The 10,547-nt window shown below is 67.1% G+C and carries 11 protein-coding genes; 4 read left to right on the forward strand and 7 right to left on the reverse strand.

The genetic code is table 11. From position 1 onward, the window contains the following. From E4L96_RS06330 to E4L96_RS06345, 4 genes are all read right to left on the reverse strand, one after another. Nucleotides 1–399, reverse strand: a 399-nt coding sequence (locus E4L96_RS06330; protein ID WP_135206373.1) for a c-type cytochrome, incomplete at its 3' end; no start/stop codon positions are given. Between the two features lie 114 nt (nt 400–513). After that, nucleotides 514–1,353 (reverse strand): metallophosphoesterase family protein, encoded by an 840-nt coding sequence (locus E4L96_RS06335; protein ID WP_135206374.1) that lies wholly within the window; start codon nt 1,351–1,353, stop codon nt 514–516. A 10-nt stretch (nt 1,354–1,363) separates the two neighbouring features. After that, complete coding sequence (locus E4L96_RS06340) at nt 1,364–2,299, reverse strand: diacylglycerol/lipid kinase family protein (protein ID WP_370660729.1); 936 nt, start codon at nt 2,297–2,299, stop codon at nt 1,364–1,366. Further along, on the reverse strand, nt 2,254–2,913 hold the full coding sequence (locus E4L96_RS06345; RefSeq protein WP_229414262.1) for a phosphatase PAP2 family protein: 660 nt from the start codon (nt 2,911–2,913) through the stop codon (nt 2,254–2,256). The genes E4L96_RS06340 and E4L96_RS06345 overlap by 46 nt, the downstream gene beginning before the upstream one ends. Nucleotides 2,914–3,042: 129 nt before the next feature. Here E4L96_RS06345 and E4L96_RS06350 point away from each other — a divergent pair, with 129 nt between their 5' ends. Continuing rightward, a complete protein-coding gene (locus E4L96_RS06350) occupies nt 3,043–3,255 on the forward strand; it encodes a hypothetical protein (protein WP_135206377.1) in 213 nt (70 codons plus the stop codon). 93 nt (nt 3,256–3,348) lie between these two features. Beyond that, the gene (locus tag E4L96_RS06355; protein WP_135206378.1) at nt 3,349–4,395 is read left to right on the forward strand and encodes an SDR family oxidoreductase; all 1,047 of its coding nucleotides are present in this window, start codon (nt 3,349–3,351) and stop codon (nt 4,393–4,395) included. Between the two features lie 137 nt (nt 4,396–4,532). Here the strand turns inward: E4L96_RS06355 and E4L96_RS06360 are convergent, their stop codons facing one another. Next, nucleotides 4,533–4,922: a hypothetical protein gene (locus E4L96_RS06360; RefSeq protein WP_135206379.1), complete on the reverse strand. Its 390-nt coding sequence runs from the start codon at nt 4,920–4,922 to the stop codon at nt 4,533–4,535. Between the two features lie 38 nt (nt 4,923–4,960). Beyond that, entirely contained in the window at nt 4,961–6,049 is a 1,089-nt protein-coding gene (locus E4L96_RS06365; RefSeq protein ID WP_135206380.1) for a porin, read from the reverse strand. A 226-nt stretch (nt 6,050–6,275) separates the two neighbouring features. Here E4L96_RS06365 and E4L96_RS06370 point away from each other — a divergent pair, with 226 nt between their 5' ends. Both E4L96_RS06370 and E4L96_RS06375 read left to right on the forward strand, forming a co-directional pair. Continuing rightward, nucleotides 6,276–7,580: an alpha-amylase family glycosyl hydrolase gene (locus tag E4L96_RS06370; RefSeq protein WP_135206381.1), complete on the forward strand. Its 1,305-nt coding sequence runs from the start codon at nt 6,276–6,278 to the stop codon at nt 7,578–7,580. 306 nt (nt 7,581–7,886) lie between these two features. After that, a complete protein-coding gene (locus E4L96_RS06375) occupies nt 7,887–9,107 on the forward strand; it encodes a DNA topoisomerase IB (protein WP_135206382.1) in 1,221 nt (406 codons plus the stop codon). 131 nt (nt 9,108–9,238) lie between these two features. Here the strand turns inward: E4L96_RS06375 and E4L96_RS06380 are convergent, their stop codons facing one another. Continuing rightward, nucleotides 9,239–10,297, reverse strand: coding sequence for a poly(ethylene terephthalate) hydrolase family protein (locus E4L96_RS06380; RefSeq protein ID WP_135206383.1), 1,059 nt, complete (start codon nt 10,295–10,297; stop codon nt 9,239–9,241). Between the last annotated feature and the right edge of the window lie 250 nt (nt 10,298–10,547).

Here is a 10,547-nt window from a genome sequence, read left to right on the forward strand (position 1 = left end):
GGCTTTGGGCGCGGCGGCGGGCGCGGCCCCGCTCAGGCTGGCGAGGTAGGCGACCACGGCGCTGCGCTGGGCTTCGTTGAGCGCGGGGCTTGGCATGGCCGTGTCCGGGACGACGGCGCCCGGGTCGGCGATGAACGCGGCCAGCATCTCCCTGGTCCACACGGCGCCCGCCTCACCGCCCGCCGCCATCGCATCGCTGTAGCTGAACCTGGGCGCCGTGCCGAGCTTGCGCCCGACCACGCCGTGCAGGCCGGGCCCGGCCATCGGCGTGAGCGCCGCATCGACCGAGTGGCAGCTTGCGCAGCTGCGCTTGAACTCCGCTTCGCCCACGCGCACTGCATCCTGCGCACCCGCCACTGCCTGCCAAGCGAGCAGCGCGCCCGCGACCACAACCTTCATGGAGTACTCCCGTCCGAACAAAAATGCGCCATGGTAACGGAAGCCGCCCGGTCACGCAGTACCGACGCGCGCGCCGCGCCAGCATGCCCCCTCTCCAGGGGCCGGACGGCCGGATCAGATGCCGGCCGCCAGCAATCCCTCGGCGTGCGCCGCCCACACATTGGCCGAGCGCAGGAAGGTCTCCGTGGACAGCGGCGAGAAGTGCTTGCCCAGCATGTCCCAGCCGTAGCGGTCCACGTCCACCCGGTCATGGTCGACCTTCACCACGTTGAAAGAGTTCACCTCCCCGCGCCCGCGGGTCGAGGTCGCCGTCCCGGCCTGCACCACCACCGCTGCAAAATTGTCCAGGTGGTAGCGGTCCGCCGTACTCTTCGACTGGCTCGCGTGCAGATGGCCCGACAGCAGCAGGTCCACGCCGCATTCGGCAAACGCCTGCATCGCCAGCGGCGCGCGGTCGATCAGGTCGTCTTCCTCGTCATGGCCATCCGGCAGCTCGAACGGATGGTGGGTGACCACCACCCGCACCACTTCCGGCGGCAGCGACTCGAAGTGCGAGCGGATCAGCCCGATCTGCTCCTTGTTGATGCGCCCGTCCTTGAAGGTCAGCGAGCGCGCCGAGTTGATGCCGATGACGGCGATCTCCTCGTCCACATACACGGGCGCCAGGTCCTCGGTGATGTAGCGCTTGTAGCGCGTGAGCGGCTCGAAGAAGCGGCGGTACACGTTGTACAGCGAGATGTCATGGTTGCCCGGCACGATGATCTGCGGCCCGGGCAAGGTGTCCAGCCAGGCGCGGGCCTGCGCGAACTGCTCGCTCTTGGCGCGCTGGGTCAGGTCGCCCGAGACCACGACCACGTCCGGCCGCAATTGATTCACCAGACCCGCCAGCGGGTCCAGCAGTTCCTCATCGATACGCCCGAAATGCAGATCGGACAGATGAACCAGGGTACGCATGGGTGCTCCTTTATGCCTGTGTTGCCCGCTCGCTCGCCGGCGGCACGATGACCGTCAACGCGCCCTTGCGCGCGCGGTAGCGCAGCGGCGTCTCCATCCAGCAGACTTCGCCATCGGTGGCGACGCGCAAGCGCGCATGCTGGGTCTCTATTTCCATATTTTCCACAAGTAGCACGTCGAAGTCGCGCGCTTGAGCCAGGCGGCCGAACAGGGCGCGCAGGGCGAAGCGCAGCAGGCCGAGGCGGCCCGGCCGCTGGGCGATGTAGAGGCTCAGCTGGCCGTCATCGAGCGTGTTGCGCATGCCGATCGACAGCCCTTCCATGCTGTATTCGTTGTTGCCGATGAAGACGAAGGGCGTCATGCGCACTTTCTCGGTCTGCTCCGTCTTCACGCGCACCGCGAGGAAGGGATAGCGGCGCAGCGCGGCCACGGTGGCCCAGGCGGCCGCCACCCATTTGCCGCGCCCCAGGCGGCGCTGCTGCATTTCGCGGTCGCGCACGATGTCCGGGTACAGGCCCAGGCTGGAGTTGTTGAGGAAGATGCGGCCGTTGACTTCGCCCACGTCGACGGCCTTCAGGCGGCCTTCCGCCACGGTGCGCACCGCCTGTTCGAGGTCGAGCGGAATGCCGAGGTCCTTGGCGAAGTGGTTGAGCGTGCCGAGCGGGAGAACGCCGAACGGGATTCGGGTCCCGGCCAGTTGGGATGCCACGGCGTTGATGGTGCCGTCGCCACCGCCGGCCACGACGGCGTCCGTTCCCTCCTCCCGCGCGCGGCGCGCGGTGGCGATCATCTCTTCGCCGCTGCCGGCCAGCGTGACCTCCGCCTGCAGCCCGTGGCGGGTGAACAGGTCCAGCAGCTTGCGCTTGACTTCGTCGTCATGGCCCTGCCCCGCGCTGCCATTCACGATGACTTGGACGGTGCGCCAGCGGGCCTTGGGCTCCGCCAGTTCGAGATCACGGTCATGCAAATCGTCAGCCACGCGCATCCTTCGGCCATGCCGGCCAGAACATCGGTTGGGTAATGGGCGCCCAGGTAGAGGCGGCTCAGCGCGACCAGCAGCACCATGCCAAGCGCGGCCACGGCGAGCGCGGCGCGCGCTGTTGGGTTCCGCGCGTGCTGCCGCAGATAGACGGCCAGCACGCCGTAGAACACGGTCGCGCCCAGCGTGTGCCCGCTGGGGAAGCTATAGGTCAGCAGATGGACGAGCGGTTCGCCGAACTCCGGGCGGGCCCTCTGGAAAGTCCACTTTAGCAAAACGTTGAGCAGCATGCCGCCCGGTACGGCCGCGATCACGAGCGCGCACCAGCGCCGTTCACCGCGCCGCCAGAGCCAGGCGAGCAGCACCGCGCCCAGCAGCAGGATGCCGATCGGCTGGTGGGCGTCGGTGACCCAGAACAGCAGGCGGGTGAGCCATGGTTGACCATGGTGTTCCATCCAGTGGGAGATGGCCAGGTCGATGGCGGCGGCTGTTTTGGTCTGCACGGCGAGCGCCAGGGACGCGAAGAGCAGCAGCGCAGGCAGCGCAAGGGTGGCGGCGCGGTGCGGGCGGAGCGGGGTCATGGGGCTGTACAGGTGTTCATGGCAAAAAAACCACATCGACTGGAAATTTATACAGTACCTGTGGATTTATACAGTAGTTGTGCTATTCTCTGGTCATCCGATCAACGCACATCAATGAGGAGCACAACCATGACGACTCTGAACTCCACCTTCGGCCTCGAATACGCCCCGGCCCCGTTCGTTCTGCGCATCGGCCGCCGCGAGCTCCTCATCACCCGTGACTTCCGCAAGCGCTTCTACGCGGTGAACCCGGTGATCGAGTGCGATGCCGGCCTGGAGCGTGGCCACGTGGAAGTGCTGCTGTTCCGCCGCTGGCTGCTGATCCTCTCGCGCGCGGCCTGAGCCCCCGTCTTTCGCAAAGGTATCGTAACCGGTCGCGCGGCCCATCCATCCTACACTGAGCGCTGAGCGACTCAGGCACGGAAAGGATGGATCATGAAACTCAAAAAGCTGTCGGACCAGGTCGTACTGATCACCGGCGCCAGCAGCGGCATCGGCCTCACCACGGCGCGCATGGCCGCCAAGCAGGGCGCCCGGCTGGTCCTGGTCTCGCGTGACCAGGACGCACTGGACCAGCTGGCCGAAGAACTGCGCCAGCAAGGCATCGAGGCACTGGCCTGCGCGGCGGACGTCGGTAATCAGGAAGACGTGCAGCGCGTGGCGCAGCAGGCGACCGAGCGCTTCGGCCGCATCGACACCTGGATCAACAACGCGGGCATCTCGATCTTCGGCAAGCACGAGGAAATCGCGCTGGAAGACGCGCAGCGTCTGTTCCAGACCAACTTCTGGGGCGTGGTGCACGGCTCGCTGGAAGCGGTCAGGATCATGAAGGAGCGCGGTGGCGCGCTCATCAACCTCGGCAGCGAAGTGTCGGACCGCGCGGTGCCCCTGCAGGGCATGTACTCGGCCTCCAAGCATGCGGTGAAGGGCTTCACCGATTCGCTGCGCATGGAGCTGGAAAAGGACAAGCTGCCGATCTCGGTCACGCTGATCCGCCCTGCCGCCATCGACACGATGTTCACGGTGCACGCCAAGAACTACATGGACAAGGAACCGGCCCTGCCGCCGCCGATCTATGCGCCGGAGCTGGTGGCCGATGCCATCCTGTACGCGGCCCAGCATCCCAAGCGGGACGTGTTCGTGGGCGGCGCGTCCAAGGCCGTGTCGGTCGGCTCGCACCATATGCCGCGCGTGTTCGACAAGTACATGGAGATGTCCATGTTCAAGCAGCAGCAGTCCGAGCAGATGAGCAGCCCGAACCGGCGCGACGCCCTGCATGCACCCGATCCGGACAATGCGCTGCGGCAGCGGAATGGCGCCAATGGGCATCATGTGGCGGAACACTGCCCGTACACGGCGGTGTCGCTGCGGTCCAAGCCGATCCTGCTGACGGCGCTGATCGGAGGCGCGGCCCTGCTGGGGGCCTGGTCGTACCAGCGCCGCGGCGGGACTTTGCGCAGTGCGCTGGCGGCCTTCCGCTGACGCTTCCGGCATCCAGGCAAGAGCCACCTCGACGGTGGCTTTTTTCATGGCGTCGCGGTGTCGGCCATGTGGGCAGGGCCGCTCCGGCCAAAACAAAAGCCACCGCGCGGTGGCTATTGCGTTTGAGCCGGGCAGCGTTAGCGGTGCTTGCCCTCGTCCTGGTCGAGGTCCGTGTCCGGCACCTCGATGATCTGGTCGGGCATGATGTCTGCGCCAACCTCGACGTCCGCGTCGCGCCCCACGGCGGCGCGCTCGCCGGTGCCGCCGGCGTCGGTGTCGCTGTCCAGGTTGGCATCACCGACGTCCGGTCCGGCGGTGCCGCGCGCGGTGCTGCTTTCGATGTCCGAGGTGGTCCCGCTGCCGAGATCCAGCACGTCCTGCTGGGCCATGCCGGAGGCGCCTTTCAGGTCGCTGCCACTGTCCGAAGTGTCGCTCGGGCCGAGCGCGTCCGTGCCATGGCCACGGCCGACGCTGCGGTCGCGCGATTGCGGGAAGTTGTCGGGATCGAGAGTACTGGTTCCTGTCATGATGACTCCTTGTGGGGGCATGGGCCGCGTCCTGAGGATCAGAACGCGTGCCGCATGCCAATGTTCACGGCCTTGGTGCCGGAGCCGGGCTCGGAGGCGTTGCCCACCGTGTACCCGGCACCGTTCTTGTTGCTGATGCGCGAGATGGCCGCATAAAAATCCGTGCGCCGCGACACCGCATAGCTTGCGCCGATCGCGATCTGGTCGGCGTCCCGGTTGGCCGGGTCGCGGTCGTTCTTGCGAATGTACGAGGCGAGGAAGGTGGTGGCGCCGTGCGGGATGGCGAGGCCGACCAGGATGTCCCGGCTGTCCGTCGACGGCGTGCTGCTGACCGAGGCACTGTATGGATTGTCCGGATTCCACAGCGTCAGGTTGCCGCTGCCCTTGTTGATGCCGAAGGCCGCATAAGCCGTCGCCTTGCCCAGGTTCAGGTTGGCCGCGATGATGCTGTTGCGTGAGTCGTAGCTGTTCCCCACCGGCATGATCATGGTGGTGTCGGTCACGTTGCGGTTCTGGTGGGCCGCGCGGATCGTCAGCGCACCGCGCGTGAAGCCGAGCGAGATGCCCCAGTTGCGGTTGGCGCGCCAATCGCCGCTGCGTTCGCCAAAGCCATAGGTCGCGGCGGTGAACACGCCGCCATCGCTCAGGTTTTCGACGCGGATGCTGTTGTCCATGCGCTTGCCGGAATAGCTCATCAGGTTGGTCGCAGCCCCGGCCATGCCGCCATGGAAGGGGTCGGCCACGTCGGCCAGGGTCAGGTAGTCCAGCGTGTATTGGCGGCCCAGGGTCAGCGAGGTGGTCGGCCAGCGCAGGCCGACGTAGGCCTGGCGGTTGAACAGCTTGCCCTCTTGCTGGGACTTGCCGGTGTCGAGGCGCACGCCCGCTTCCAGGCCGAACACCGCGTCGACATTGCCGCCGACGCGTTCCGCGCCGCGGATGCCGACAAAGGATTCGCTCGCGATACCGCTGCTGACCTTGGTGCCGGTGCCGCAGGCTGGCGCAACGCAGCCGCGTTCGTTCACGACACCGGCATCGGCGACGCCGTAGACGGTGACTCCTTCCTGGGCGGAAGCGCCCGCTGCTGCAAGGGTGAGCACAGCGAGCGCGATATGGGTGGCGGGCTTCATGGCACTACCTCGATCACGCTAACTCGGTTCATGGTGACGTTATCGCCCGAGCCTGATCGTCCTTCTGTCAAATGGCTCACATTCGGAACGCCCAAATGGACGAATTTCCGTTTTGCGTTAAGTACTTAACGATTTTTGGTTCCTCCGTTAAACAGCTTTGCCGCAACGCAGAGTTCCCCTAGAATCTGTCATTGCAATCGTTTGCAAGAATCCACAGGAGACCTCAATGATCCGCCTGCCAGCCCTGCTGCTGTCCGCTGCCCTGCTCGCCCTGCCCACTGCGCCCGCCTACGCCATGGACCATGTCGCCTGGTCGCGCAACGCCAACATCTACGAGGTGAATGTCCGCCAGTACACCCAGGAAGGCACGTTCAACGCCTTCGCCCAGCACCTGCCGCGGCTGAAGAAGATGGGGGTGGACATCCTGTGGCTCATGCCAATCAACCCGATCGGCGAAAAGAACCGCAAGGGACCGCTCGGCAGCTATTACGCGGTGCGCGACTACACCGCCGTCAATCCCGAGTTCGGTACGCTGGACGACCTGCGCAAGCTCGTGAAGCAGGCCCATGCGCTCGGCATGCGCGTAATCATCGACTGGGTGCCCAACCACACCGCCTGGGACCACCCGTGGGTGACGCAGCACCCGGACTGGTACAAGAAGAACGCCAAGGGCGAGATCTACGCCGTGACCTGGAACCCGGATTCGCCGAATCCCGAGTACTGGACCGACGTGGTCGGCCTGGACTACAGCAACAAAGACCTGTGGGCGGGCATGATCGAGGCCATGAGCTACTGGCTGCGCGAGGCCGATATCGACGGTTTCCGCTGCGACGTTGCCGGCAACCTGCCGACCCCGTTCTGGAACGAAGCGCGCCAGAAGCTGGACCGCGTCAAACCGGTCTTCATGCTGGCTGAGTCCGACAAGCCCGAACTGCACGCCGCCGCCTTCGACATGACCTACGGCTGGGACAGCGGCGAGATCTTCAAGGCCATCGCCAAGGGCAAGGCCGACGCGTCCGCGCTGAAGGCCTTCATCGAACAACCCAAGCTGGTGTTCCCGGCGGACGCCTACCGCATGCGCTTCACGAGCAACCACGACTGGAATTCATGGGAAGGCAGCGACGTCGAGCTGTACGGCCCGGCTGCGCCCGCGATGGCGGTGCTGGCCGCCACCCTGCCCGGCATGCCCTTGGTGTACGGCGGCCAGGAGGGCAAGCTGGACAAGCGCATCGAATTCTTCCAGAAGGACCCGATCGACTGGAAGGGCTACCCGCTGGCCGGCTTCTACGCCCAGCTGCTCAAGCTGAAGCACGCCAACCCGGCGCTGTGGAACGGCCAGTACGGCGCCAAGGCCGAGGTCCTGCCCACCGACAACAGCAAGGTGTTCGCCTTCCGCCGCCAGAAGGACAAGAACGTCGTGACCGTCGCCGTCAACCTGTCCGGCACGGCGCAGCGTGTCGCCCTCCCCGGCCGCACCCGTCCGCTGGAGTTGCCGGCCTGGGGCCACCACATCGACGCCAAGTCGCGCTAGCTGCCACCCGGGGCCCGGCCGACCTCCCCCTGCCGCACCCCGCCCCTTTTTTCGCCCATCAATTCAACCCCCTACCCCACCGGGGTCAGGCGTGCCTCCCATAGACAAGCCCTGACCCCACCTCTTTTTTTCCTCATCAAATCAAGCAGTTGCGCCTTGCTGTTCTGATATCGAAAAAAAACTCCGGGGCCTGACCCCGGTAGCGGATTTCGCTACCGGGGCGGGGCGGCATGCGGGACGCCGGGCTCCGCTGGGACGGGCTACCATGCAGGCGCGTGCCTGTGCGCGCTTGCCAAAGCCCGTCCGATGAAAACTGAAGATCCTGCGACTCCCGCTACACTCTCCCCGCTCGTCCAGGAGCTGAGCGATCCGCCTGCGGCCGCCAAGGCGGCCGGGCTACGCTATGTCAGCGACGGGACGGCGGGTCTGCGCCGCGACGCCGGGCCGGACGGCAAGAGCTTTCGCTACTTCGCGCCGGACGGCGCAGAAGTCACGGACGAGGACACCCTGGCGCGCATCAAGGCGCTGGCGATTCCACCGGCGTGGACCGACGTGTGGATCTGCAAGTCGGCCAACGGCCACCTGCAGGCCACGGGGCGCGATGCGCGCGGCCGCAAGCAGTACCGCTACCACGCGCGCTGGCGCAGCGTGCGCGACGAAGTGAAGTACGAGCGCATGCTCAGCTTCGGCCGCGCCCTGCCGCTGATCCGCAAGGAGATCGATGCGGCGCTCAAGCTGCCAGGGCTGCCACGCGAGAAGGTGCTGGCCACCATCGTCTACCTGCTGCAGGCCACCATGATGCGCATCGGGAACGAGGAGTACGCGCGCGAGAACAAGTCGTTCGGACTCACCACCTTGCGCAACCGGCACGTGAAAATCGACGGCAGCGAGGTCGAATTCCGCTTCCGCGGCAAGAGCGGCGTGTATCACTCGGTGAAGGTGGAGGACCGGCGGCTGGCCCGCATCATCCAGCGCACGCGGGATTTGCCGGGCCAGGATCTGTTTCAGTACATCGACGAGGACGGCGAGCCGCACACGGTGGGCTCGGCGGACGTCAACGACTACCTGCGCACCATCACGGGCGAGGACTATACGGCCAAGGATTTCCGCACCTGGGCAGGGACCGTTCTGGCGGCCCTGGCATTGCAGGAGTTCGAAAAGTTCGATTCGCAGGCGCAGGCCAAGAAGAATGTGGTGCGGGCGATCGAGCACGTGGCCGAAAAGCTCGGCAACACGCCGTCCGTGTGCCGCAAATGCTATGTGCATCCGGCCGTGCTGGAGGCCTACATGGACGGGATCATGCTGGAGGGGTTGCGGGCGCGCGCGGAGGAGCAGCTGATCGAGGAAGTGCATCAGCTGGAGCCGGAGGAAGCGGCGGTGCTGGCCTTGCTCGAGAAGCGCTTGCAGGCGGCGACCGAGGCGGCGCCCGCTGCGAAGCCAGCCAAGGCCGCGCGCAAGCGGCAGACCGCAAAGCCGCGCGCATCAGGCAAGCCGGCCAAGTCAGGAGCGACTGCGAGGGCCGCATAGGCGGTTCCGTCATCGAAAGCCGGAGGCCAGTGTCAGGCAGCCGGCGGTCGCAAGCCGGCGTGAAGCGGCCGGTGGCCGGTGGCTGGTCGTCGGTCGGCGGCGGTCGCGAGCCGGCAGGCGGCGACCCGTCGTTATTGCAGGCTGAGCTCGGGATAGCGCGCCGCGCTTGCGCGCAGAGCTGCGACGGGCTGGCCTTTGCCGAGCGCGGCGTCGAACCAGCTGGTCACGACATCGGCTGTCATCAGCAATCCCCGTGTGCCATCCATGGTGCCGAAGCGTTCGGCGCGCTGCTTCGCGTCCATTGCGGATGGCGCGATCAGGGCGGCATCCAGGAAGTTGGCGTGGCGTAGGCCGCGGGCGGACAGGAGGATGGTCTCACGGGCGGCACTGCGTACCTGTTTCCAGATATCGGCACGGCGCTGTTCGGAACGGCGTTCAGCCAGGGCGCCGAGCCAGCTGCGCGGCGGGGCTTCGGTTTGCAGCACGGCGACCGGCTTCACGGGGCGCGCGGATTCGGCGGCACCGGTGAAGTCGCCGTCGAGGTTGAAGGCGGCACGCAGGCGCGGGTTGCGCGCCAGGGCCAGCACCGCGCCGGCGCCGCCGATGGAATGGCCGAAGGCGCCCGCAGGTTCGTCGAGCCGGTCGGCCCAGGGGCCGTTGGCGCGCTGGCGGTCGACTTCACGCAACGCCGATGCGATCTCGTCCGCGGTGGACGCGTAGGGTTCGCCGGCAGCCGGTGCGTCCAGCGCGACGACGACGTAGCCGCGGCTGGCGATCTGTTCGAGCAGGACAGTGTAGTCGCCGGCCTTCTGGTGGGCGCCGGAGGCAAACACGAGCACGGGGCGCGGACCGGCGACACTGGCGGGCGCGAGGCCAGGCACGGAGCGGACTTGCAAGGCGGCCAGCTGGGCGACGCCAGCGGCGCCGTAGCGGGCCGTGAGCTGAGCTGGCGGCGTGGTGCCGGACGGATTTGTCAGCGTCGATGAGGTGCCGGCCGCGGGATAGAGCACGAGCGCGTGGTGGGCGCCGCGGTCGGTCCACTGCCACTGAGCACGCCCGACCGCATACGGCCCGCTCAGCGGCGGCGCGCCCAGCGCGGCGCCTGCAGTGGCGGCTAGTGCGGCGGACGCCGGCAGCGGCAGTGCAGCGCACGCGAGAACGAACATGGCAGGGAACACAAACGTATGCATGAGCGAGCGGTCATCGTGAAAGCATGCATTCTAGCCCGGCGAGATGACCGTCAGCGACGGGCCACGCCAGTCCAGCATCCCCTCCGCGAAGCGCAGCGTTCGCCCCTCGTTGAGGGGGCCGCATGACCGCCGGCAGCGCGAGGCGTGGCGCCCTCCAGGCACCGGCTCGGCCGCGGCGCACCGCAAAAGGAGGCGAAGCGCCCTCTGTGGGGTGCCGGGTCGGCCGCGGCGCACCGCCAGCGCGAAGCGT

This window comes from Zemynaea arenosa, assembly GCF_004614185.1.
GTDB lineage: Bacteria > Pseudomonadota > Gammaproteobacteria > Burkholderiales > Burkholderiaceae_D > Telluria > Telluria arenosa.

Bases quoted from the DNA above. Each gene is read 5' to 3' on its own strand.
- E4L96_RS06370 (WP_135206381.1), top strand. From the start codon at position 6,276: ATGATCCGCCTGCCAGCCCTGCTGCTGTCCGCTGCCCTGCTCGCCCTG.
- E4L96_RS06365 (WP_135206380.1), bottom strand. From the start codon at position 6,049: ATGAAGCCCGCCACCCATATCGCGCTCGCTGTGCTCACCCTTGCAGCA.
- E4L96_RS06380 (WP_135206383.1), bottom strand. From the start codon at position 10,297: ATGCATACGTTTGTGTTCCCTGCCATGTTCGTTCTCGCGTGCGCTGCA.
- E4L96_RS06375 (WP_135206382.1), top strand. From the start codon at position 7,887: ATGAAAACTGAAGATCCTGCGACTCCCGCTACACTCTCCCCGCTCGTC.
- E4L96_RS06350 (WP_135206377.1), top strand. From the start codon at position 3,043: ATGACGACTCTGAACTCCACCTTCGGCCTCGAATACGCCCCGGCCCCG.
- E4L96_RS06355 (WP_135206378.1), top strand. From the start codon at position 3,349: ATGAAACTCAAAAAGCTGTCGGACCAGGTCGTACTGATCACCGGCGCC.
- E4L96_RS06360 (WP_135206379.1), bottom strand. From the start codon at position 4,922: ATGACAGGAACCAGTACTCTCGATCCCGACAACTTCCCGCAATCGCGC.
- E4L96_RS06345 (WP_229414262.1), bottom strand. From the start codon at position 2,913: ATGACCCCGCTCCGCCCGCACCGCGCCGCCACCCTTGCGCTGCCTGCG.
- E4L96_RS06335 (WP_135206374.1), bottom strand. From the start codon at position 1,353: ATGCGTACCCTGGTTCATCTGTCCGATCTGCATTTCGGGCGTATCGAT.